This window comes from Streptomyces sp. NPDC045968, assembly GCF_056430475.1.
In genome coordinates this window covers 277,516-301,080 of the sequence record NZ_JBWKLF010000005.1, presented here as the reverse complement: position 1 = coordinate 301,080, position 23,565 = coordinate 277,516, and the positions used below count along the sequence as shown (strand labels likewise).

The following is a 23,565-nucleotide window of genomic DNA, read 5'->3' as shown; positions in this document are numbered from 1 at the left end:
GCGTTCGTTCCGCACCTTCCGGCACGTGCAGGGCGCCCGGACCGGCGCTCGCCAGCGCATTCTGCCAGACCGCGCCGCAGTCCCGTAGACGCATCAGTTGAACACACAGGTGCTCATGACGACAGATTCGATTCAACTTCTTGACACAGCGCAGGGAGTTGGCCAGTCTTCACGGCACGTCGGTGGGATCGATCCCACCACGATTGGAATCGTTCCCACTTCACGTTTCGAGCCGCAGCGTGGACCGGACGAACGGGTATCGCCGTGCGCCGGAGCCGCCGCTGGGAGGAATCCTCATGCGCACATCCCGAACGCTGTCACGGTCGAAAGCCACCGTCGCGGTCTCGGTCCTCGCCGTCCTCGGCCTGGTGACAAGCTGCTCGGAGGGCAGTACGTCGTCCACCGGAGGCGGGAAGAAGGACGGCAAGGTCACCATCACGATGGGTCTCTTCGGCGTCATGGGCTTCAAGGAGACCGGGCTCCTCGAACAGTACGAGCGCGAGAACCCCGGGGTGACGATCAAGGCGGAGGTCGCCGGCGACGAGCAGACGTACTACACCGCGCTCCAGACCCACCTCGCGGGCGGCAGCGGCCTCAAGGACATCCAGGGCATAGAGGTGGGCCGCGCCAAGGAGATCGTGGACACCCAGGCCGACAAGTTCGCGGACTTCGCCGGCGTCGACGGCACCGGCCACTTCCAGCCGTGGAAGCTCAACCAGGTCACCACCCCCGACGGCAAGGTCCTCGGACTCGGCACGGACATCGGGCCGATGGCGGTCTGCTACCGCAGGGACATGTTCGAGCAGGCCGGGCTCCCGACGGACCGGGAGAAGGTCGCCGAGCTGTGGGCGGGCGACTGGAGCAAGTACGTCGAGACGGGGAAGCGGTTCGAGGCCGGCTCGAAGAACAGCGAGCTCGCCTTCATGGACAGCTCCACCGGACTGTTCAACGCCATGATCTACGGCTCCTCCGAGCAGTTCTACGACAAGGACGGGGAACTCATCTACGCCAAGAACCCCGTGGTGAAGGAGGCGTGGGACCTGGCCGCGGAGGCGGGAAGCTCCGGCATGACGGCCAAACTGCGCCAGTTCCAGCCCGGCTGGGACCCCGGCCTGGCCAACTCCACCTTCGCCACCACGGTGTGCCCGGCCTGGATGCTCGCTCACATCAGCGAGAAGGCCGGCCCTGCCAACAAGGGCAAGTGGGATGTCGCGAAGGCGCCGAAGGGCGCCAACTGGGGCGGCTCGTTCCTCGGCGTCATGGAGAAGAGTCCCGTCAAGGCCGAGGCGCAGAAGCTCGTCGCGTGGCTGACCGCGCCCGCCCAGCAGGCCGCCCTGTTCAAGGAGATCGGCAACTTCCCCTCCTCGAAGGAGGCGCTGGCGCAGACCGAGGTCTCGGGAGCGAAGTCCCCGTACTTCAACGAGGCCCCGATCGGTGAGATCTTCGGCGCAGCCGCCAACGAGATCCCCGCGGAGCAGGTACTCGGCCGCAAGGACGGCACGATCAAGGACACCTTCTCGCAGGGTCTGCACCTGATCGAGTCCAAGGGCAGGAAGCCGGCCGAGGCCTGGGACACGACGGACGAGCGCATTCGCAAGGCCGTCGGCTGACGGTCGTCTCCGCCCGGCCCGGGCATCCCGACCCTCCCGGGCCGGGCCGGGCACCCGATCCCGCGCCATCCGGCCGCCCCGCAGGGGGCCGGAGTACGGGCCGGGCAGAACGGTCCGCCCCCGCGCGCCGCGGCGTTCGCACCACTCGCCGGTCCAGTGCCTCCCCTCCCCCGGAGCACGGCGCGCCCCCTGTCCCCTCTCAGCTCTCCCTCAGGAAGGAGGCCACGGTGGCCACCTCCATCTCCACCCCGGCCCCCGGCCCCGGCGGGCCGGACGTCGGCGCCCCGCCCGGCCCCGGCCTCACGTCCGGTGGCAAGGACCGCCCCCGGCAGCGCCGACGCAACCTGCTGCACCGGCTCGATCTCCGGGGCGCGCCCTACGGTTTCGTCGCCCCGTTCTTCCTCGTCTTCGGCGCGTTCAGTTTCTACCCGCTGATCTACACGTCGTGGATCTCACTGCACAAGGTCGAACTGGCCACCATGGACGTCATGGAGTGGCGCGGGTTCGGCAACTACACCGCCCTGTGGGCGGATGACCGCTTCTGGAACGCACTCGCCAACACCATCACCATCGGTGTCATCTCCACGGTGCCCCAGTTGCTCATGGCGCTCGGGATCGCGCACCTGCTCAACTACTCGCTGCGCGGCTCGACTTTCTTCCGCGTCGCGGCCCTGACGCCGTACGCCACGTCCGTCGGCGCGGCCGCGCTGGTGTTCACCATGCTGTTCGAGCGCGATTTCGGGATGATCAACTGGTTCCTCGGGATGTTCGGTGTGGAGAACGTCGACTGGGAGGGCGACAAGTGGCCCGCCCAGATCGCGATCTCCACGATCGTCATCTGGCGTTGGACCGGTTACAACGCCCTCCTCTACCTGGCGGCGATGCAGGCCATCCCGCGCGACCGCTACGAGGCGGCGGCGATCGACGGGGCCTCCCGCTGGCAGCAGTTCCTCACGGTGACCGTGCCCGGGATACGGGCCACGATCGTGTTCACCATCGTGCTGTCGACGATCGGCGCCACCCAGCTCTTCGGTGAGCCCTTGATCTTCGGACAGGGGCCCAACGGTATCTCGGGCGGAGCCGACAACCAGTACCAGACCCTCGGGCTGCTGATGTACGAGGAGGGCTGGAAGAACTACCAGATGGGGCGGGCCTCGACCATCGCCTGGGCCATGTTCCTGCTGCTCGTCCTGGCCTTCGTCCTCCAGCGCCTCATCCAGCGCGCGACCAGCCGGTCCCGTGTCTCACAGGGAACCAGGAGCGGAAAGCGATGACCACCGACAGCCTGCGGAGCGCCCCTCCGCACACCCCGAAGGGCAAGCCGTCCGTCGCGCCGTTCCGCAGCGGCTCCCGGCTCCCGTCCCTGAGGATGAGGGCGGGCAGGCAGCACCACGCGGGCCCGGTGGCGTACGTCCTGCTCGGCCTGGTCGCGCTGATGTCCCTCTTCCCGCTGTACTGGACGATGGTCGCGGCCTCGACCGACAACACCCGGGTGACGCAGACACCACCGCCGTTCCTGCCGGGCCCGAACCTGTTCACCAACCTGAGCCGTGCGTGGACGGAGGCGGCTCTCGGCAAGGCGATGGTCAACAGCCTGATCGTGGCCGGAAGCATCGCCGTGGCCACGGTGCTCTTCGCGACCCTGGCCGGGTTCGCCTTCGCCAAACTCCGCTTCACGGGCCGCAACGCGCTGCTGACCCTGGTCATCGGCACGATGATGATCCCGCCGCAGCTCGGTGTGGTCCCGCTCTTCATGATGATGAGCGACCTGGGCTGGGGGCAGCGGCTGCCCGCCGTCATCTTCCCCACCCTGGTCAGCGCCGTCGGCGTGTTCTTCATGCGGCAGTACCTCATGGAGGCGATGCCCGACGAGCTGATCGAGGCCGCGCGGGTGGACGGCGCGCACTCCCTGCGGATCTTCTGGAGCATCGTGCTCCCGGTGGCCCGGCCTGCCATGGCCGTCCTCTTCATGATCACTTTCGTCCACGCGTGGAACGACTTCTTCTGGCCGTTCATCGCGTTGAACATGGACAACCCGACCGTGCCGGTCGCCCTCACCCAGCTCAGCGCCGGTTACGTGCGCGACCAGTCGCTCATCATGGCGGGCGCGCTGCTGGGCACCCTGCCGCTGCTCGTGATGTTCGTCGTGTTCGGCCGCCAGATCGTGGGCGGCATCATGCAGGGCGCCGTCAAGGGCTGAGTCGCCCCGCTTCCCCTCTCCCCCTCCCCTTTTCCGCACCGTAAGGACTCACGTGGCCACCGCAACCTCGCACACCACCCACGCCGCTTCCCGGCCCGTCGCCCCTTCCCTCCTCTTCCCGCCGGACTTCCTGTGGGGCACGGCGACCGCCGCGTACCAGATCGAGGGGGCCGCCGACGTCGACGGCCGGACGCCGTCCATCTGGGACACCTACTCCCGTACACCCGGCAAGGTCCGCAACGGAGACACCGGGGACATCGCGACGGACCACTACCACCGCTGGCCCGAGGACGTGCAGATCATGTCCGATCTGGGCGTGGGCGCCTACCGGTTCTCCGTCTCGTGGCCCCGCGTACAGCCCACCGGGCGCGGGCCCGCGGTCCAGAAGGGGCTCGACTTCTACCGCCGCCTGACGGACGGTCTGCTGGAGAAGAACATCGAGCCCGTCGCGACCCTCTACCACTGGGACCTGCCGCAGGAGCTGGAGGACGCCGGCGGCTGGCCCGAGCGCGCCACGGCGGAGCGGTTCGCGGAGTACGCGGGCATCGTCGCCGAGGCGCTCGGCGACCGCGTGAAGACCTGGACGACGCTCAACGAGCCATGGTGCAGCGCGTTCCTCGGTTACGGCTCCGGGGTGCACGCCCCGGGGCGAACCGATCCGGTCGCGGCTCTGCGCGCGGCCCATCACCTCAATCTCGGTCACGGCCGCGCTGTGCGGGCGATGCGGGCCGTCCTGCCCGCCGCTGCACGGATGTCCGTCACCCTCAACATCCATCAGGTGCGGTCCCTGACCGACAGCCCCGAGGACGTCGACGCGGCCCGCCGCATCGACGGGGTCGCCAACCGGGTCTTCACCGGTCCGATGCTCCACGGCGCCTATCCGGCCGACGTACTGGCCGACACCGCGCACCTCACGGACTGGTCGTTCGTCCGGGACGGCGACACGGAGGAGATCCGGCAGCGGCTGGACTTCCTCGGCGTCAACTACTACACACCGACCCTGGTCTCCGCCGCGACGGGGGACGGCGCCCACCACTCCGACGGTCACGGCGTCAGCGAGCACAGCCCGTGGCCCGGTGCCGACCAGGTGGCTTTCCATCGCCCGCCGGGCAGCACCACGGCGATGGGATGGGCGGTCGACGCGAGCGGCCTGTACGACCTGCTCCGCGACCTGAAGCGCGAGTTCCCCGCCCTGCCGCTGATCATCACCGAGAACGGTGCCGCGTTCGACGACTACGTCGACCCGTCGGGCGCGGTCCACGACCCGGACCGCATCGCCTATCTGCGCGGCCACCTCGCCGCGGTCCACCGGGCGATCGCCGACGGAGTGGACGTCCGAGGCTACTTCCTGTGGTCGCTGCTCGACAATTTCGAGTGGGGCTACGGCTACAGCAAGCGCTTCGGCGCGGTGTACGTGGACTACCCGACCGGCCGCCGTACACCCAAGTCCAGCGCCCACTGGTACGCCGAGGTCGCCCGCACCGGCGCGGTCCCCTTGACCGGCTGAGCCCCCGGACATCACCGGCCACCTGCGGGACACATGTGTGAAACGGGCTGGGCGAGGAAGGCGCCCAGAACAGGCCCCATGAGGGCGCACCACGTCACACACCCAAGGAGCCATGTGAGTCAGACGACCACGCAGCGTAAGAACATATTCGTGCTCGGCCTGGACGAGGCGAATCTGCCAACCCTGCGCGCCGTGCCCGACGCCCATGCGTACGTGTTCCACCCGCTGCTCACGATCGAGGAGCTCCAGGTCGGCGAGGTGTCGGTGGCGGAGCTGTTCGAGAAGGCCAAGGGCGTGCTCGACGGCTTCGACGGCAGCATCGACGCGATCGTCGGTTACTGGGATTTCCCCGTGAGCACGCTGGTGCCGATGCTGAGCGAGCTCTACGGAACACGCAGCACCGGGCTGGAGTCCGTCGTCAAGTGCGAGCACAAGTACTGGAGCCGGCTGGAGCAGCAGAAGGTCGTCGATGAGCACCCCCGGTTCGGGCGGGTCGACATGGAGGCGGACGAGCCCCGGCCGCCCGAGGGGGTGCGCTTCCCGATGTGGCTGAAGCCGGCCCTGTCGTACTCGTCCGAGCTCGCCTTCGGCGTCAAGGACCAGCAGGAGTTCCGTGAAGCGGTCGAGGAGATCCGCAAGGGAGTGGCCCGGGTGGGCCGGCCCTTCGAGTACATCCTCGACCGGCTCGATCTGCCCGAGGAGATGGCCGGTGTCGGGGGGCAGGTCTGTCTCGCCGAAGAGGCCCTCTCGGGTATCCAGGTCGCGGTGGAGGGGTACGTCCACGACGGTGAGGTCACCGTCTACGGCGTCCTGGACTCGATCAACTATCCCGACTCCTCCAGCTTTCTGCGGCACCAGTACCCCTCGGCCCTGCCCGAGCCGGTGCAGCGCAGGCTGCACGACGTCTCCGCCCGGGTGATGCGGCAGATCGGCATGGACTCGGCGACCTTCAGCATCGAGTACTTCTACGACCCGGGGACCGACGCGATCAATCTGCTGGAGATCAACCCCCGGCATTCGCAGTCGCACGCGGAGCTGTTCGAGTACGTCGACGGCGTCCCGAACCACCACTGCATGATCAGCCTCGCCCTCGGCAAGGACCCCTCGCTGCCGCACCGGGCGGGCCCGTACGCGGTGGCCGCCAAGTGGTACCACCGGTGGTTCGCCGACGGTGTGGCGCACCGCGTTCCCTCGCGCGAGGACATCGAGCGGATCGAACGCGAGATTCCCGGTGTGCGTGTCGACGTCGTGCCCGAGGAAGGGCAGCGCCTCTCGGACACGCCGCAGCAGGACAGCTACAGCTACGAGGTCGCGCACATCTTCACCGGCGGGGACAGTGAGAAGGACCTGCGGGCGAAGTACGACCGCTGTGTGGCGGCCCTGGGGCTGGCCTTCGACGAGACCACGCCGGGCGGGCGCGACCAGAAGAACATCTGAGGATCTCAGGGAGAGGAGCGGTTCCGCCGTATGCGTTTTGTGAGCAATCTGCCGCACGCGACGAAGGAAGAAGAGCACGTCGTCGTCCCCATGTCCGACGGCACACACCTGTCCGCGCGCGTCTGGCGTCCGGTGTCCTCGGACGAGGAGCCGGTGCCCGCGGTGCTGGAGTACATCCCGTACCGCAAGCGCGATCTGACCGCCGAGCGCGACTCGATCCACCATCCGTACATCGCGGGTCACGGCTACGCCTGCGTGCGCGTCGACGTGCGCGGCACCGGTGACTCCGAGGGTGTGCTGGCCGACGAGTACCTGGAGCTCGAACAGGCCGATGCCGAGGAGGTGCTCGCGTGGCTGGCCGAGCAGCCCTGGTGCGACGGCTCCACGGGAATGATGGGCATCTCCTGGGGCGCCTTCGCCGCGCTCCAGACGGCTGCCCGGCAGCCGCCGAGTCTGCGCGCCGTGGTCGTCGCGTCGTTCACCGACGACCGGTACGCCGACGACATGCACTACATGGGCGGCACGATGCTGTCGGACAACCTGGCGGAGGCGGGGACGATGTTCGCCTACGCGACGTGTCCCCCGGACCCTGCCGTCGTCGGTGACCGGTGGCGCGAGATGTGGCACGAACGGATGGAGCACACCAAGCCCTGGGTCCTGGAGTGGCTGCGCCACCAGCGCCGCGACGACTACTGGCGGCACGCCTCGGTCTGCGAGGACTACACGGCCGTACGCTGCCCGGTGCTCGCGTCCAGCGGCTGGGCGGACGGCTACTCCAATGCCGTGACGCGCCTGCTGGGACACCTGGACGTGCCGCGCAAGGGGCTGGTGGGGCCCTGGTCCCACAAGTTCCCGCACCTCGGTGAGCCCGGCCCGGCGATCGGCTATCTCCAGGAGGTCGTGCGGTGGTGGGACCACTGGCTCAAGGGCGCGGACAACGGAGTGATGGACGGCCCCATGCTCCAGACCTGGATGCAGGAGAGCGTGCCGCCCTCGACGTCGTACGAGGAGCGCCCCGGCCGCTGGGTCGGTGAGCCGAGCTGGCCGTCGCCACACATCGAGGCGGTCGCGCACCCGCTGCTGCGGCACCGCATCGTCATGCCGGACGAGGTGAGGTCCGCTGACGACGGCGATCGTGCGGGCGGCCCGATGACGGTGCAGTCGCCTTTGTCCGTGGGCCAGTTCGCGGGCAAGTGGGCGTCGTACAACGCCCCGCCGGACCTGCCGTACGACCAGCGCGAGGAGGACGGCGGCTCGCTCGTCTTCGACACCGGACCGCTGGAGGAGCCGGTGGAGATCCTGGGTTCGCCGACGGTCGAGCTCGACCTGTCCGTGAGTGAACCGGTGGCCACGGTCGCCGCCCGCCTCTCCGACGTCGCGCCCGACGGCCGGGCCACGCGTGTGACGTACGGCCTGCTCAACCTGACCCACCGTGACGCGACGGGCGAGCCCGAAGCGCTGGAGCCGGGACGCCGCTACCGGGCCACCGTCCAGCTGAACGGTGTGGCGCAGGTCTTTCCGCCCGGCCATCGCATCCGGCTGTCCCTCTCGACGTCGTACTGGCCCCTCGCCTGGCCGCCGCCGCGGCCCGTCCTGCTGAGCGTGCACGAGGGGTCCAGCACCCTGACGCTGCCGGTGCGCCCGGTGGACGAGCCCGACGAGCTGCCGCAGCGGCCCTTCGGTGAGCCCGAGGGGGCGCCGCCGATCTCCACCACCCGGCTGTCCGCGCCCGAGCAGCGCTGGGAGGTCAGGCGGGATCTGATCGGGTACGAGTCGGCGCTGGAGATCGTCAAGGACCGGGGCACCGTGCGCATCGACGACATCGGGATGGACGTGGGCTGTCGTGCGTACGAGCGCTACACCGCGACCGCCGACGACTTCACGTCCGTCGGGGGCGAATCGGCGTGGACGATGCGGTTCCGGCGGGACGACTGGGACGTTCGGGTGGAGACGCGCACCGAACTCCGGTGCAGTGAGACGGAGTTCTTCGTGGATGCCACCCTCGACGGTTACGAGGGCGAGCGGCGCGTCTTCTCCCGTACCTGGAACGAGACACTGCCCCGGGACCTGCTGTGAGAGCTCAGGCGGGGAAGGCCAGGCCCCTGGCGATGCCGTTGCGCTGGATCTCGGAGGTTCCGGTGAGGATGCGGAACATGCGGATCTTCCGGAACAGGAACTCGATCTCGTTGCCCTGGGTGAGGCCTTCCTTGCCGTGGATCTGCACGGCCTCGTCGAGGATGCGGAAGGCGGATTCCGCGACGAAGAGCTTGCACATGAACGCCTCGGTGCGGACGTCGGCTCCCTGGTCGAGTGCGGCGAGCGCCGCGTAGGTCATGGAGCGGGCGGCGTAGAGCTCGGTGGCCATGTCGGCGACCTTGTGCTGGATGGCCTGGAGCATCAACAGGGGCTGTCCTCCCGCGACCTTGCGGTGCCGGGTGCGCTCCAGGGTGAGGTCGAGGGCCCTGCGGGTCACGCCGATGACCGTGGGGCAGTGCAGGAGCCGGTTGGTGGTGACCCGGCCCAGCGCGATGCGCATGCCCTTGCCCTCCTCGCCCAGGAGGTTGGCTGCCGGGACGAAGCAGTCCTCCAGGACGATGTCGCTCTCGATGTGCTCGCCCGACATCGGTGTGGCGCCGGCCTCGACCCGGCAGCCGGGGCTGTCCAGGTCGACGAGGAACGCGGAGAAGGAGGGCTTGTCCCCCTCCGCCTCGCCGCTGCCTGCCATGCGCGCGACGACGATGGCGAAGTCGGCGAAGGGGCCGGCGGAGCTGAAGACCTTGTGTCCGGTGAGCCGGTATCCCTCGCCGTCACGCACGGCGGTGGTGCGCATGGAGCGGACGTCGGAGCCCGCGTCGGTCTCGGTCAGGGAGAAGCAGCAGGCACGCTCCCCCCGGATGAGCGGCAGCAGGTACTTCCGCAGTTGCTCGTCGGTGGCGTACTGGAGGATGTCGCCGGCGCGCAGGGGGCCGCCCATGTCACCGAGGACGCTGTGGCCCAGCACGCGTCCGCTCGCGCCGATCTCCTCCTTGAGTGCGGCGAGTGCGGTGAAGGAAAGGTTCTGGCCGCCGTGTTCCTCGGGCAGGTGAATGCCGTAGAAGCCCAGTTCGCGGCTGCGGTGCCAGACGGGTTCGAGGTCGGCACGGGTGAGGCGGCTTTCGTGGGTGAGGCCGCGCTCGCTCTCGTAGTCGGCGAGTTCGCCTTCGAGGTAGTCGCGCAGCCTGCCGACGAGGTCGGCCAGGTGGGGGTCGGCGTAGGCGGGGCGGAGGGAGAAGCTCATGGCGGGTGGTTCCTCGTTCCGGTTCGGTTGTTCAGTTCACGCGGCGGGCGGCGTTGGCCCAGAACGGCTCGCGTACGGCCTTGCGGTCGAGCTTTCCGTTGCGGTTGTGGGGCAGTTCGGCGACGAAGTCCACCGAGCGCGGCTTCTTGAAGCTGTCGAGTCGCCCGGCACAGAACCCGGCGATCTCCTCGGCGGTGACGTCGCTGCCGGGGCGGGGCACGATCACGGCCTTGACCGCCTCACCCCATGTGTCGTCGGGGATGCCGACGACACAGACCTCCTGGACCGCGGGGTGCTCGTAGAGGGCGGACTCGACCTCGGTGCAGTAGATGTTGAATCCACCCGAGATGATCATGTCCTTCTTGCGGTCGACGAGGAACAGATAGCCGTCCTCACGCATCCACGCCAGGTCGCCGGTGTGCACCCAGCCGTCGCGGAAGGTCTCCGCCGACAGTTCGGGCTCCTGCCAGTACGCGCGCACGCAGTCGGGTCCCCGCACGATGACCTCACCGACCCCCCGCGGCGGCAGGACGCGGCCCTCCTCGTCGACCACGCGGATCTCGGTGTCGTACATCGCCCGGCCGCAGGACTGCAGCAGCTCCCCGTCCGAAGCGGCGGCCCGGGCGACTTCCGCGCTGCTGAGACCCGCGACGACACTCGTCGTCTCGCCGAGTCCGTACCCCTGCGCCACGACGGGGCCGAAGAACTCCACGGCGTCCTTGAGGCGTTGGGGTGAGATGGGGGCGCCGCCGACCCGCACGCTGGTCAGGCTGGACAGGTCCCGATCGGCCGCTCCGGGATGCGCGAGCACCATGTTGACCATGGCCGGCACGAGGAATGTCGCGGTGATGCGTTCCTTCTCGACCGTCTCCAGGAACGCCTCCACGTCCCAGGTGGGCAGCACATACGTGGTCGAGCCGCCGAAGACGCCGGCGAGCAGCCCCATGCCGGTGGCGTGCGTGATCGGGCCGCACGCCAGGTAGCGGGTCCCGGGACGCGGGCGGGACTCGTCGCTCATCAGCAGCTTGCGCATGTTCGCGAGCCGGTTGCCGACGCTCTGCACCGCCGCCTTCAGGGCTCCCGTCGAACCCGAGGTGAAGTTCAGGACGCACGGCGCGTCCTCGTCGACGTCCACCTCCACCGGGGCCTCGTCTCCTTCGCCGAGCAGGGCCTCGTAGGTGAGGAGTTCGCCGTCCTCCGTGTCGTGATCGCCGAGCAGGACGGGCAAGCAGTCCGTTCCCGTGGCGGCGATGGCGGCGAGCGCGTCCTCACGGTGCGCCGCGTCGAAGACGAGGACGCGCACGCGGGCGTACCTCAGAATGTGCTCGATCTCGCCACGTCCGAGGCGGGCGTTGACCGGCGCGCGCACGAGACCGGCCTTGTACAGGGCGAACTCCACTTCCACGAGTTCGCCCCGGTTCCACGCCAGGGACGCGACCGCGTCGCCCGGGCGCACTCCCCGGGCCAGGAGCGCCGATGCCAGGCGACTGGTTCCGGCGTCGAGCTGGGAGTAGGTCCAGGAGCGGTCGCCGCAGACGAGCGCGGTTTCGTCGGGCCAGTACCGGGCGCTTCGGGTGAGGTAGGTGCCGAGGTTCATCAACACTCCAGAGGTAGGGCCGGTCAGCATGCACGTAGAACTACATGTCGATCAATTCCGAACAGGTTGTTCGTTATCTTCTGGGCTGTCAAGAGCCCTAGACTGTCGCCGACAACCAGACGCCGACGTGAGGAGGGGCCGTGATGGCCGAGGACAGACGCATCAGACGCACACGGCGGGCCCTGGGGGCGGCTCTCGTCCAGCTGGTACTGGAACGGGGTTTCACCGCCCTCACCGTGGAGGACATCACCGAGCGCGCCGATGTCGCCCGGGCCACCTTCTACGCCCACTTCCGGGACAAGGAGGACCTGTTCGCCCGCGTGACCGCGGACCTCCTGGAGGAGCTCGGCGAGAGGCTGCGTCCGACGATCGCGGACAGCACGGTGGGATTCACCGGTAAGCCGCTGCTGGAGATGCTGCGGCACGCGCGGGACGAGCGGGATCTGTACCGGATCGTGCTGCGCGGCGAGGGGGACGGCAAGCCGCTGCAGATGTTCGTGGACACCTGCGCCGAGGCCACGGAGGGCGAGTTCACGGCGCGCGCCGAGCGCAACGACGTGACGCCGCGCATCGACTCGGAGCTCCTCGCCCGCGTCTGGGTCGGCGAGCAGGTCGCCGTCCTGCGGTGGTGGGCGGAGCAGGAGACGCCGCCGATGCCGGCCGAGGAAGTGGTGCGCATGCTCCTCGACCTGGCCCTGCACGGCCGCTACTGGGCCAGCGGATTCAGCGCGGCGGTCCCTACCCCGTAAACCCGCCACGGCGACCGGAGCCGAGGGCAGGAGCGCACTCCCCCGGCCCTCGCTCCCGGCACCTAAGCGGGCACCTTCGCGTCGGCCGGGGACCGGCCTCCGAGGCCGATACCGAGCCGCCGCGCGTCCCGTTCCGGATGAATGCACAGCAGGGCCACCAGTCCGGCCGCCAGCATGACCGCCGCGGCGATGAGGAAGGAGCTGGTGTAACCGGCGCTCCTCGAAGCGGCGTTGTCGAGGAGATGTCCGGTGAGGTACGGCGCCACCAGGCCCGGCAAGGTCCCCGTCGCGGCCACGATGCCGAAGAGCGCTCCCCGCTGAGCAGTCGGGACGACCACCGCGGCCGTCATGTAGTGCAGGGGGAACGCGATGGCGTGGGCACCGAAGGCCACGCCGATGAGCACGAAGCGAGGCGCTGTCGCGTCCACGAAGGGGATTGCGGCCATGGCCACAGCGGCGACGGCGACGGCCATGCCCTGCGGTGCCCCGCTCGACCAGCGCAGGGACACGCCCCGCCTCGTCAGTGCGTCGACCAGCGGCGATATGGCCAGCAACAGGACAAGGCTGAAGGCCGAGACCCCGCTGATGAGCGTCGCCGCGGACGCCGGGCTCATATCGAGTTCCGTCCTGAGATAGGGCGGCAGCCAGGCATGGCTCAGGCCCACCGCCCATGAGGCGCCGAACGCGCTGGCCATGCTCCCCAGCACCGTGCCGTTCAGCAGCAGCTTGCGATAGGGCAGCCTGCCACCGGGGCGCTCCACCGCCTCTCCCCCGGCGCCGGGCGTCCGGCCGTACGGGCCGTCATGCCCGACCTTCCACCAGACGGCGCTCCACACCAGACTGGCCCCCGCCAGAGCGACGAACGCCGAGCGCCACCCGAAATCCGTGATCAGCCAGGTGACCACCGGCGCCGCGATCAGGGTGCCGAGCGCGGCGCCGCTGATCTGCAGGGCCGAGGGAAGGCCACGCCGGTCGGCCGGGAACCACTTGTAGAGGGCGTGCATCGACATCGACGTCGCCGGGCCCTCGGCGGCCCCGAGCAGCACCCGCCCCGCGATCAGCGCCGGAACCGCCGCGAAGACCAGCACCGGCAGCTGGGCCACCGCCCAGACGAGACACATCGTGAACAGGAGGACCCGGCTGGAGATACGGGACGAGAAGAAGCCGACGACCAGTCCCGACACGCTGAACAGGACGGAGAACGAACTCGAGATCAAGCCGTACGTGCTGTTGCTGATGCCGAGCTCTTCCATGATCGGGACCGCCGCAAGCCCGAGAACGGACTTGTCCGCGAAGTTGATGATCATGAACACGACGATCATGGCCGTGATCAGCCAGGCGCGGCGGCGGTCGAAGACCGGCTCCGGAGGATCACCGCCGAGATCGGCAGCGAGGGACGAGGAAGGCTGCGAGGCCATGGAGAACTCCTGCGGTTCGGAGAGGAGCAGGGGGCCGGGCGTCCTGCGGGCCGCGGGAGCAGGGCCCCGACGGCGCGGCGCGGCCACACCCCCTGACGGGCGGGCCGGGCGCTCACACCTCAGCGGCCACAGAACAATTGAACAATGCGTCCATTAACGCGCTGTTCGTTCGGCAACGTATCCGGGCGCAACCTTGCGGTCAATGGTTCCGACCATGCGATCCGCGCCCAGCACGCACGGCCAGGCAACCGCCACGGGCGGCACAGGCGCGGCGGGCCGCACTCTGGCTGAATACTCAGACAACATGTACGTTAACGATCTACCCGGCCATCACACATTCGGGAGTCACGCATGGCTGAGACAGCCCCTCTGAGCGATCTGAACTGGACCCGCGGCTTCACTGATCCCGCGTGGGTGCGCCGCTACACCACCTCGGGCCGGGAGCTGTCGCCCAGCCGGCGCGTGTGGCGGGGCACCTCCGCTTCCCGTGAACTGCCCACCAGGACAAGTGATCTGGACAGCATCCGGATCTCCGCACGCGACGGGCGCACACTGACGCTGCCGGACCTGTTCGCGGCCGCCGAGACCGACGCGTTCCTCGTGATGCACCGCGGTGCCCTCGTGTACGAGAAGTACCTGCACGGGACGCGGCCCCACACGGCGCACTTCCACGCCTCCGCGGCCAAGTCCTACCTCGGCCTCGTGGCAGCGGTGCTGGACCATCAGGGACTGCTCGACCGCAGCGCCACAACGTCCACCTACGTTCCCGAACTGTCAGGAACCGCGTTCGGCGACGCCCAGGTCAACCATCTGCTTCACATGGGCACCCAGGTCAGCTACGCCGGTCGCCCCTTCGACAAGCCCATCGAAGCCCAGCGCTACCACGCCGTCATCGCGCCCCCACTGCGTCCCTACGGCTACTCCGGCCCGACCAGCATCCGCGAGCACCTGTCGACGGCACGCGCGACCGGTGCTCCCGGCACCGAATTCCGCTACGAGAACGGCAACGCCGAGGCACTCGCCGAAGTCCTTCGCCGCGTCACCGGAACCAGCACGTCCGCGTTGCTCAGCGAGCTCGTGTGGTCCCACCTGGGGGCCGAGGAAGACGCGTACTACATACTCGACGGCGAAGGCACCGAGGCCGCGTGCGGCGGATTCAGCTCCACGGCGCGGGACCTGGCGCGGCTGGGCGAGATGCTGCGCTGCGGCGGCGCCGTCGGCGACCGGCAGATCGTGCCGCAGGCCGTAGCGGCGGGCATCGTCAGCGGCGTTCCCGACGGCTGGCCCCGACGTGTGCGCTTTCCCTCGGCGCCGGCCGGCGCGCCCGCCAACCTCTCGTACCACGACTTCTGGTGGGTCCTCAACGACCCGTACGACTCCTTCATGGCCAGCGGGCTCCATGGCCAGCGGCTGTTCGTCTCGCCCCGGCTCGACCTCGTGATCGTGCACTTCGGCTCACAGGTCATGTCACCCGCGGTTCCTCCGGCCCCGCTCGTCCCGGCGTTCCTCCAGATCGGGGCACACCTGAACACCGCTGCCTGAACCGGTCCACGGGGTGCCCGGGGAGCCGGGGCCCACCACACGCCGATCGCCCCGCCCCGCCCCATCGAGGGGGGCGGGGCGGGGCGGAAGGCGATCGGCGTACGGAGGCGGGCGGCGGGCCCTCCCCCCTCTTCTCAGATCCGTCCGCGCGCGAACCGGGTGAGCGGTCCGACCGGCGGCTTCGCCGTCGAGCGGCCGATGGCGAAGGCGGCCCCGGCCACACCGGCGACGCCCGCGGCCGCTCCGGTCACGATCGCCTTCCTCTGCTTGACGACCGTCCAGGCGGTGGTGGCCACGGTGGCGGCCTTCGCCGCGTTCGCCGTCACGGCGTGCTGCCCGCTCTGAAGGCCGTTCGCCGCCGCACGGCCGACCCGCTTGGTGGCCTCACCGGCGGAGCGCACACCCTCCGACGCTGACTTCTCCGCGTCCCGTGCCGCGTGTTCCGCCCCGTTCGCCGCCGCCTTGGCCTTCGTGTCGGCCCCCTTGGCCGTGGTCGACGCGCGCTTGGCCGCCGTCCTGGCCGTCGTCTTCTTGGCGTTCGTGGCGCTGGAATTCCTGGCGTTTCCGCTTTCAGCAGTCATGGTTTCCTCCTTGCCCATCCCTCTCGGGTGAAACAGCGTGTGTCGTACCAAATCCCGTCCGGTGACGGTTCCGTCAGTCGCGGGGAAGCAGGGACCCCAACGGCCCCAGATCCAGATTCAGGTCGTCCATCGAAAGGCCGTACCTCCGGCACAGCTCTTCCATGCGTTCGTGAAGGATCATCAGCGTCATGCCGATGCGTTCTTCCTCGTCCTCACTCAGGTCGCCCTGGTCGACCCGGTGAACGGCGGTGCGTTCCATCAGCTGACGCAACAACTCGACGATGGTGAGGACGAGTTTCATCAGGTCGCGTTCCACCGTCTCGGGGTCCGTGGCCAGCCTTCGGGCAACAGAGCCGCTCGCCGTGATCCGCTCGTCGAGAGCGCCTGTACCTGCGGGGGCCGACTCCTTCATCGTGGGAACCTCTCTGCGGTGGGCTCTGCGGGCGTCTTCGCCCAGGGCGCGGGCTCGTCCCCGGTGATCGACCGGATGACCGCGCGCAGATTGATGTGGACGAGGTCGACGTCCGCGATGGACAGGACCACGTCCCCGGTCAGGACCGCTCCCCCGGTCAGGAGGCGGTCCAGCAGGTCGATGAGAGCGACCGGCGGCCCGGGCACACGGTCCGGCTCGTGGAAGCCGTCGTCCGTGAAGGGTGTGCTCATGCCGGCGTGCCCTCGTCCCCGCCCGTCTCCGGGGCCGCGAAGGAGTAGGGAGCCCACGGGCCGGTCACCGCGATGTGCACCCCCGGGACGCCCCGCGCCACAGCGCCGACGTGTTCGCGGAACCGGTCCACATCCCCTGCGGGCACCAGGTAGGCCTGGTTGGTGAGGTTCACCCCGGGCCGATCGGCCAGCTCGCCCTGCTGGGGGCGGTGCGTGACCTCGGCGCGCGCGAATCCGCGGGCCACCTTCGTCGCATCGACGGCGATGTCACCGGCGGCCCTGTACAGGTCCTCGGTGCTCCGCCTCCGCTGCCTGCGCTGCTGCAGGTAGGCCCGGCCCGGGCTCGACGCGGAGGCCGGGGCCGCCGACTCCCGCGGGGCCGCGGCCGGTGCCGCCGCCCTCGCGTCCGGGTCGGCGTAGACCTTCACTCCCAGCTCCACGTGCCCGTCGAGCCACGCCAGCGACTCCGCGAAGCGCGAGTGGTGTTCGGCCAGCATGGCCGCCACCCGGCTCTCGTCGAGGTAGACCGTCGCCAGCCGCAGAGGAAGCACGACCGCCTCGGCGAACGCGGCGTCGACCACGGCGTGGTGGGCGCGGGCGATCGTTTCGAGCCTGGTCAGGTCCTCCAGTTGGGCGCGCAGCGCGGTCTCGTCGAAGACGTCGGACGGTACGGGCGACACCAGTGCGACGAGACCGTCGGCACCGACCAGCCGCACGCGGTGGCCGTCCACCCCGCTCAAGGTGTTCACGAAACGGCGCAGGGCCGCGTCGTCCCGGCCGACGGCGTACACGTACGCCCTGCGCGCCGCGGCAGGAGCCTCCGCCGGGGCGGCCGTCTCCGGTCGCGGATCACCGGTGTCCACCGCATCGCGTGCGCGGTCTCGCGTACTCACCTGTCGTCCTCCTTCCGCTCACCGCCGGCAGGGGCCGGGTCCGGCGTGTCCCCGTCCGCTCCGGCTGCCGACCGCAGGCGGGTGAGCTCGCCGCGCAGACGCTCGTTCTCCTCGGCCAGGAGTTCCTCCCGGCCGGCAGCGGGCGCGTGGCCCTCGACCTGCTGGGACGGGCGCGCCCTGGAGGAGAGCGACGGATCGTGCTCCCACCAGTCGATGCCCATCTCCTTCGCCTTGTCGACCGAGGCGACCAGCAGGCGGAGCTTGATGGTCAGCAGCTCGATGTCGAGGAGATTGATCTTGATGTCGCCGGCGATCACGATGCCGTTGTCGAGCACCCGTTCCAGGATGTCCGCGAGGTTCGCGGACGATCCCTGCTGGGCGTGCGGCAGCGTGGTTCGTGGTGATGCCGGCAAGCGACCTGCGAGTGAATCGGACACGGTGGCGCCCCTGTTCTGTGTGCTTGCTCGTGCGCTCGGTCAGCCGCCGGACGTGCTTCGGCGCCGGGAGCGGCGGGCGGGCTCGCGCGGCTCCTCCTCCATCTCATCGGAGTCCCGTGCGTCGTCGACGGGCTCGTCGTCCGCCTCGTCAACGGGTTCGCCGTCCGGTTCTTCCCCCGACGGGTCGTCCACTTCCTCGTCGTCCACCTCTTCGATGAGGTCCTCGGGCGGCTCTTCCTCGTCCTCGGCGTACTCGCCGTCGAACTCGCCCTCGTACTCGTCCTCGGGAAGGTCCTCCTCGGCGTACTCGCCCGGAAGGGCGCGACCTCGCGTACGGCGGACCAGGGAGTCGGCGAGGGCGGCCGCGCGCTCGGTGAGTGCGTGCGTCGCGGCCGCCTTCGCGGCTTCCACCAGTTCCCTGAGCAGCTGGTCGCTCAGGGAACCGGACTCCGGCGCGGCGGACGTCAACTGCCCGATCCGCCGCGGGTCGAGGTCAAGCCTGCGGCCGACGAAGAACACGCCCACGCAGATGGCCACCTTGGCGTTCCTGGTCCGTCCCAGCAGATAGCCCCCGGCCAGCGCGGCGGCCGTCGCGGCGTTCCTCGACATCACCGGTGCACCTCGTTCTCCCTCGATCGGTCGTGGTGTGTGGTCATGAACCGTTGTCCAGTCGCTGCCGGTACGCCTCGATCTCGTCGAGACGGTCCAGCAGCGCGTCCTCCCGCCGGTCGAACTCCTCCGCGTCCACGCGGCCGTTCGCCAGATCGTCCACGAGCGCCGCCAGCTCCCTGTGTACGGGCTCGGGGTCGTAGTGCTCCCGTTCCGCGGCGAGCAGCACCTGGTCGAGAACCCAGGCCGTGCCGTGGAGCGGGGCCATCGGGAGGGTCAGAATGCCGGTGATGAGCCCCATGGCCGTACCTCCCTCGCCGCCGGGTCACACGAAGCTGTACGGCGGCAGAGGCCCCGTCAGGGTGAAGGTGTAGGCATCGCCCTGCCGGTCCGCCTCTTCCTGCACGGCGCGCACGAAGGCATCCGCGGACCGCGCGGGGACGAGGAACGACACGTTGAGGAAGTGGCTCGCGCCTGGTTCGCTGCGGGAGACGCGCGCGGCGGCGGGAAGCAGCCGGCCCATGGTCTCCTCGGCCTGCTCGCCACTGCGTTCGGCCACGCTGCGGGAGACCAGTTCACCCAGCGCGATCAGCTCGTCATGGGCCTGCGGGCTCGTCCGCGTGCGCTCGTTCAGCTTCCTGACTTCCTCGGACCGCGCCATGATCTCGCGCAACAGGTCCTGTTCGTCGCGGGCTGCCTTGAGGTTGTACTCGACGTGTCCGTCGAGTTCGGCCAGGCGCGTACGGTACGCGTCGCTCTCGCGCTCCAGCGCCTCTGCCACCCCGGCGTCGTCCGGGCCGAGCAGGCCGAAACGCATCGGCAGCGTCGCCCCGTCCGCCATCAACGCTTCGAGGACGCCTTCGTGGGCCGTCACGTCGCGGCGCTTGGCCCGCAGGCCGTCGGGTGCGTCGCTGACGACCGCGGCGACGCCGTCGCTCGTGACCGTCCGCAGGGGCGCCGGGGGTTCCCCCACTCCGTGGAGGCCGTCAAGGCGCAGGGGGTGTTCGGCGGCGGTGATCGCGTATATGTAGGTCGACACCTGTTACTCCTCGCGTCGCTGGGCGGACGAGCGGCTGGTCGTGGACTTGCGCGCGGGTCGCTTCCGGGGCTCTTCCCCGGATTCCTCCCGCTTGCTCTGCAGGGAATCCGTGAAAGCCTCCACGGCCCCCGTCAGTGCGCCTTTCGACTTTCCTTTGGCGCCGCTTTCGGTCATGTCGCCGACGATGTCGGTGAGCTGGGTCGGCGCCTTACGGCCCGATTCCAGATCGAGTCGGTTGCACGCCTCGGCGAAGCGCAGATAGGTGTCCACACTGGCGACCACCACACGGACATCGATCTTGAGTATTTCGATCCCGACGAGGGAGACGCGCACGAACGCGTCGATCACGAGACCCCGGTCGAGAATGAGTTCCAGTACGTCGTAGAGATTGCCTGAACCGCTTCCGCCGTTCGTCGCACTGCTCTGCTGGACGAGTGCCATGGTGAAACTCCTTCCGGTGATGCATCCGTTGATGCATGCGCGTGGCTTTCCCGGCGCGGGAAGGCCGACGCCGGCACAGACTTCAGCGACGGTCGATCTGACCTCGGGCGTAGCGCCGCGTCCGTTCGTAGGCGAGGAGCCGGCCCTCACTGTCGAGAGCGACGTGGTACGAGGCCATCACGCTCATCGTGTCCGGAATCTTCTCCATCTCGACGACTTCCACGTCGGCCGACCAGCCGTCGTCGGAAGCCTTCACCGCCGAAACGGATCCCGGTTCGCACCGCAGAAGCTCCGAGAGCTGAGCGGAAGCCCGGCGCATTGCCGTGGCTATGTCGATCCGCTTGCCGGATTCCTTACCCTGTTCGTCGTCAGTCGCGTTCATGTTCCCGCCTGTAGGCCTGGAGATCGGTCCGGAGTTGTACTCCGGCCGCCGTCTGTGGCTGACGTTCGCGTGCCCGGCAGTTCCGAACGTATGCGTGACTGTCGCCGAATCGACGTCTCTCCTGGCCGCTTTCGCGGGCGCGGCCCCTATCAGGGGCGCCCGTCCAGGCGCATCGGGCCGCTTATCCCCGGTTGCACGACGGGCACAGCCCGCGATAGGTGACGTCGGCCTTGGAGACCGTGAAACCGAACCGTTCCTCGGCCGGGAGGCCGGCCAGCGGATCGCCGGTCGGGTGGACGTCTCGGATGAGACCGCAGCCGGAACACACCAAGTGCTGGTGCGACTGGTGCGCGTTGGGGTCGTAGCGCCTGGCGCGGCCGTCGGTGGTGAACTCGACGACCTCGCCGAGGGCGACCAGCTCGCCCAGTGCGTTGTAGACGGTCGCCCGGGAGATCTCCGGCAGCAGCCGCACGGCACGGGCGTGCACCTCGTCGGCCGTGAGATGCACGTGGTCGCCGTCGAGGACCTCCGCAACGACACGCCGCTGAGAGGTCATCCGCCAGCCACGTCCCCGCAGTCGCTCCAGCAGGCCGCTCATATCGGTTCACCTATTCGGGTTCGACGGGATACGCCCGCGTCAACAGGCGTACATCCGCACAGCCGGCTTCCGAGGGGAAAGGCTTGGTTCGCTTCTTGACTTGGACTCTGTCCATCGTAGGATCGGTTACGGCGATAGCCAAGGGACAGGAAGACTCCAGCTCGACAGCGTGGCCCCTCTCCTTCCTTCCTGAGCAATGTGATCCGCCCCGTCCGGAAGGATTCCCATGTCTGAGAACCACGATGCAATCGTCACCGACGCGAAAACGGAGGGCGAGGGCGGCTGCCCGGTCGCGCACGGGCGTGCCCCGCACCCGACGCAGGGCGGCGGAAACCGTCAGTGGTGGCCGGAGCGGCTCAACCTGAAGATCCTTGCCAAGAACCCCGCCGTGGCCAACCCCCTGGGTGAGGACTTCGACTACGCCGAGGCGTTCACGTCCCTCGACCTCCCGGCCGTGAAGCGGGACATCGCGGAGGTGCTGACGACCTCGCAGGACTGGTGGCCCGCCGACTTCGGTCACTACGGTCCGCTCATGATCCGGATGGCGTGGCACAGCGCGGGCACGTACCGCATCAGCGACGGCCGCGGTGGGGCCGGGGCCGGACAGCAGCGCTTCGCGCCGCTCAACAGCTGGCCGGACAACGGGAATCTGGACAAGGCCCGCCGTCTGCTGTGGCCGGTCAAGAAGAAGTACGGCAAGAACATCTCGTGGGCCGACCTCATGATCCTCACCGGCAACGTGGCCCTGGAGTCGATGGGCTTCGAGACGTTCGGCTTCGCCGGTGGCCGCGCCGACGTGTGGGAGCCCGACGAGGACGTGTACTGGGGCCCCGAGACCACCTGGCTCGGCGACGAGCGCTACTCGGGCGACCGTGAGCTGGAGAACCCCCTCGGCGCGGTCCAGATGGGCCTCATCTACGTCAACCCGGAAGGCCCGAACGGTAACCCGGACCCGCTGGCCGCGGCCCGCGACATCCGTGAGACGTTCCGCCGGATGGCGATGAACGACGAGGAGACGGTCGCCCTCATCGCGGGCGGTCACACCTTCGGCAAGACGCACGGCGCCGGCCCGGCGGAGAGCGTCGGCGACGACCCCGAGGCCGCCCCGCTCGAGGAGCAGGGCCTGGGCTGGAAGAACTCCTTCGGCACCGGCAAGGGCGGTGACGCGATCACCAGCGGTCTCGAGGGTATCTGGACGAACACCCCGACCGCCTGGGACAACAGCTTCTTCGAGATCCTGTTCGGCTACGACTGGGAGCTCTACAAGAGCCCTGCCGGCGCGCACCAGTGGCGGCCGAAGGACGGCGGCGGAGCGGGTACCGTTCCCGACGCCCACGACGCCTCCAAGAGCCACGTCCCGACGATGCTGACGACCGACCTCTCGCTCCGGTTCGACCCGGCGTACGCGGAGATCTCGCGCCGCTTCCTGGAGAACCCGGAGGCGTTCGCGGACGCGTTCGCGCGGGCGTGGTTCAAGCTGACCCACCGCGACATGGGACCGGTCGTGCGCTACCTCGGCCCGGAGGTCCCGAGCGAGACGCTGCTGTGGCAGGACCCCCTCCCCGCGGTGACGCACGAGCTCGTCGGCGCCGAGGACATCGCCTCCCTCAAGGGCCAGATCCTCGCCTCGGACCTGTCGGTGTCGCAGCTGGTGTCGACCGCCTGGGCGTCGGCCTCGTCCTTCCGGGGCAGCGACAAGCGCGGCGGCGCCAACGGTGCGCGCATCCGCCTCCAGCCGCAGAGCGGGTGGGAGGTCAACAACCCCGACCAGCTGGCGACGGTGCTGCGCACCCTGGAGGGAATCCAGGAAGCCTTCAACGGTGCCCGGACCGACGGCAAGCAGATCTCGCTCGCCGACCTGATCGTGCTCGGCGGTGTCGCGGCTGTCGAGAAGGCCGCCAAGGACGCCGGCTTCGACGTCGAGGTCCCGTTCACGCCGGGCCGCGTGGACGCGTCCCAGGAGCAGACCGACGTGGAGTCGTTCGCCGCGCTCGAACCGACCGCCGACGGGTTCCGCAACTACCTCGGCAAGGGCAACCGCCTCCCGGCCGAGTACCTCCTCGTCGACAAGGCGAACCTGCTCGACCTGAGCGCCCCCGAACTGACGGTCCTCGTCGGTGGCCTCCGTGTCCTGGGCGCGAACTACGGTGACTCGCCGCTCGGTGTCCTCACCACGACCCCCGGGTCCCTGACCAACGACTTCTTCGTCAACCTGCTCGACCTGGGTACGACGTGGAAGGCGACGTCCGAGGACGCGAACACGTTCGAGGCGCGCGACGCCGCCACGGGCGAGGTCAAGTGGACCGGCAGCCGCGCCGACCTCGTCTTCGGATCGAACTCGGAGCTGCGGGCCGTCGCGGAGGTCTACGCGAGCGACGACGCCAAGGAGAAGTTCGTGAAGGACTTCGTGGCCGCGTGGGACAAGGTGATGAACCTCGACCGGTTCGACCTCCGCTGACCGTGGGGCCCGGGGGGGGGGGGAAGGGGGGGGGGGGGGGGCCCCGACACGGCCGGCACTGGGGGTGAAGTCCACACGAATGGGTGACGGGGTTGGTGTAGCGCCACCCCATTTCTCGTCGACCAAG

Annotated in this window: 23 protein-coding genes; 9 read left to right on the top strand and 14 right to left on the bottom strand. The window is 69.4% G+C overall.

Annotated features, from left to right (window positions below):
• Window positions 1–296 precede the first annotated feature (296 nt).
• The 6 genes from AC07FA_RS17100 to AC07FA_RS17075 all read left to right on the top strand — a co-directional run bounded on the left by AC07FA_RS17100 (window position 297) and on the right by AC07FA_RS17075 (window position 8,830).
• A complete protein-coding gene (locus tag AC07FA_RS17100; protein WP_479076305.1) occupies window positions 297–1,610 on the top strand; it encodes an ABC transporter substrate-binding protein in 1,314 nt (437 codons plus the stop codon).
• 227 nt (window positions 1,611–1,837) lie between these two features.
• A complete protein-coding gene (locus AC07FA_RS17095) occupies window positions 1,838–2,884 on the top strand; it encodes a carbohydrate ABC transporter permease (protein WP_479076303.1) in 1,047 nt (348 codons plus the stop codon).
• Window positions 2,881–3,810, top strand: coding sequence for a carbohydrate ABC transporter permease (locus AC07FA_RS17090; RefSeq protein ID WP_479076302.1), 930 nt, complete (start codon window positions 2,881–2,883; stop codon window positions 3,808–3,810). Before AC07FA_RS17095 ends, AC07FA_RS17090 begins: the two co-directional genes overlap by 4 nt.
• A gap of 52 nt (window positions 3,811–3,862) precedes the next feature.
• On the top strand, window positions 3,863–5,317 hold the full coding sequence (locus AC07FA_RS17085; RefSeq protein WP_479076300.1) for a GH1 family beta-glucosidase: 1,455 nt from the start codon (window positions 3,863–3,865) through the stop codon (window positions 5,315–5,317).
• Window positions 5,318–5,395: 78 nt separating this feature from the next.
• Entirely contained in the window at window positions 5,396–6,754 is a 1,359-nt protein-coding gene (locus AC07FA_RS17080; protein WP_479076298.1) for an ATP-grasp domain-containing protein, read from the top strand.
• A gap of 30 nt (window positions 6,755–6,784) precedes the next feature.
• On the top strand, window positions 6,785–8,830 hold the full coding sequence (locus AC07FA_RS17075) for a CocE/NonD family hydrolase (RefSeq protein WP_479076297.1): 2,046 nt from the start codon (window positions 6,785–6,787) through the stop codon (window positions 8,828–8,830).
• A gap of 4 nt (window positions 8,831–8,834) precedes the next feature.
• On the opposite strand, the gene AC07FA_RS17070 is transcribed toward AC07FA_RS17075, so the two are convergent.
• Together AC07FA_RS17070 and AC07FA_RS17065 are read right to left on the bottom strand one after the other, a co-directional pair.
• Complete coding sequence (locus AC07FA_RS17070) at window positions 8,835–10,031, bottom strand: acyl-CoA dehydrogenase family protein (RefSeq protein ID WP_479076295.1); 1,197 nt, start codon at window positions 10,029–10,031, stop codon at window positions 8,835–8,837.
• A gap of 31 nt (window positions 10,032–10,062) precedes the next feature.
• Window positions 10,063–11,628: an AMP-binding protein gene (locus tag AC07FA_RS17065; RefSeq protein WP_479076294.1), complete on the bottom strand. Its 1,566-nt coding sequence runs from the start codon at window positions 11,626–11,628 to the stop codon at window positions 10,063–10,065.
• A gap of 143 nt (window positions 11,629–11,771) precedes the next feature.
• On the opposite strand from AC07FA_RS17065, the gene AC07FA_RS17060 reads away from it, so the two are divergent.
• Window positions 11,772–12,377, top strand: coding sequence for a TetR/AcrR family transcriptional regulator (locus AC07FA_RS17060; protein ID WP_479076293.1), 606 nt, complete (start codon window positions 11,772–11,774; stop codon window positions 12,375–12,377).
• Between the two features lie 62 nt (window positions 12,378–12,439).
• On the opposite strand, the gene AC07FA_RS17055 is transcribed toward AC07FA_RS17060, so the two are convergent.
• On the bottom strand, window positions 12,440–13,795 hold the full coding sequence (locus AC07FA_RS17055; RefSeq protein WP_479076291.1) for an MFS transporter: 1,356 nt from the start codon (window positions 13,793–13,795) through the stop codon (window positions 12,440–12,442).
• Window positions 13,796–14,146: 351 nt separating this feature from the next.
• Here AC07FA_RS17055 and AC07FA_RS17050 point away from each other — a divergent pair, with 351 nt between their 5' ends.
• A complete protein-coding gene (locus AC07FA_RS17050; protein WP_479076289.1) occupies window positions 14,147–15,337 on the top strand; it encodes a serine hydrolase domain-containing protein in 1,191 nt (396 codons plus the stop codon).
• 134 nt (window positions 15,338–15,471) lie between these two features.
• Here AC07FA_RS17050 and AC07FA_RS17045 read toward each other — a convergent pair whose 3' ends face one another.
• From AC07FA_RS17045 to AC07FA_RS16995, 11 genes are all read right to left on the bottom strand, one after another.
• A complete protein-coding gene (locus AC07FA_RS17045; RefSeq protein ID WP_479076287.1) occupies window positions 15,472–15,918 on the bottom strand; it encodes a hypothetical protein in 447 nt (148 codons plus the stop codon).
• 73 nt (window positions 15,919–15,991) lie between these two features.
• On the bottom strand, window positions 15,992–16,330 hold the full coding sequence (locus AC07FA_RS17040) for a gas vesicle protein K (RefSeq protein ID WP_479076286.1): 339 nt from the start codon (window positions 16,328–16,330) through the stop codon (window positions 15,992–15,994).
• Window positions 16,327–16,581, bottom strand: a complete 255-nt coding sequence (locus AC07FA_RS17035) for a gas vesicle protein (RefSeq protein WP_479076285.1) — start codon at window positions 16,579–16,581, stop codon at window positions 16,327–16,329. The genes AC07FA_RS17040 and AC07FA_RS17035 overlap by 4 nt, the downstream gene beginning before the upstream one ends.
• Window positions 16,578–17,474: a GvpL/GvpF family gas vesicle protein gene (locus tag AC07FA_RS17030; protein WP_479076284.1), complete on the bottom strand. Its 897-nt coding sequence runs from the start codon at window positions 17,472–17,474 to the stop codon at window positions 16,578–16,580. Before AC07FA_RS17030 ends, AC07FA_RS17035 begins: the two co-directional genes overlap by 4 nt.
• Window positions 17,471–17,911: a gas vesicle protein gene (locus AC07FA_RS17025; RefSeq protein ID WP_479076282.1), complete on the bottom strand. Its 441-nt coding sequence runs from the start codon at window positions 17,909–17,911 to the stop codon at window positions 17,471–17,473. Before AC07FA_RS17025 ends, AC07FA_RS17030 begins: the two co-directional genes overlap by 4 nt.
• Before the next feature lie 39 nt (window positions 17,912–17,950).
• On the bottom strand, window positions 17,951–18,520 hold the full coding sequence (locus tag AC07FA_RS17020) for a hypothetical protein (RefSeq protein ID WP_479076281.1): 570 nt from the start codon (window positions 18,518–18,520) through the stop codon (window positions 17,951–17,953).
• Window positions 18,521–18,563: 43 nt separating this feature from the next.
• Window positions 18,564–18,821, bottom strand: a complete 258-nt coding sequence (locus AC07FA_RS17015; protein ID WP_479076280.1) for a gas vesicle protein GvpG — start codon at window positions 18,819–18,821, stop codon at window positions 18,564–18,566.
• A gap of 24 nt (window positions 18,822–18,845) precedes the next feature.
• Entirely contained in the window at window positions 18,846–19,559 is a 714-nt protein-coding gene (locus AC07FA_RS17010; RefSeq protein ID WP_479076279.1) for a GvpL/GvpF family gas vesicle protein, read from the bottom strand.
• A 3-nt stretch (window positions 19,560–19,562) separates the two neighbouring features.
• Window positions 19,563–20,000 carry a gas vesicle structural protein GvpA gene (locus AC07FA_RS17005; RefSeq protein ID WP_479076278.1) on the bottom strand — a complete coding sequence of 146 codons (438 nt, stop codon included), beginning with the start codon at window positions 19,998–20,000 and terminating at the stop codon, window positions 19,563–19,565.
• A gap of 82 nt (window positions 20,001–20,082) precedes the next feature.
• Entirely contained in the window at window positions 20,083–20,382 is a 300-nt protein-coding gene (locus AC07FA_RS17000; protein WP_479076276.1) for a gas vesicle protein GvpO, read from the bottom strand.
• A gap of 181 nt (window positions 20,383–20,563) precedes the next feature.
• On the bottom strand, window positions 20,564–20,980 hold the full coding sequence (locus AC07FA_RS16995; protein WP_479076275.1) for a Fur family transcriptional regulator: 417 nt from the start codon (window positions 20,978–20,980) through the stop codon (window positions 20,564–20,566).
• Between the two features lie 226 nt (window positions 20,981–21,206).
• Here AC07FA_RS16995 and katG point away from each other — a divergent pair, with 226 nt between their 5' ends.
• Entirely contained in the window at window positions 21,207–23,438 is a 2,232-nt protein-coding gene (gene katG, locus AC07FA_RS16990) for a catalase/peroxidase HPI (RefSeq protein WP_479076273.1), read from the top strand.
• Window positions 23,439–23,565 lie beyond the last annotated feature (127 nt).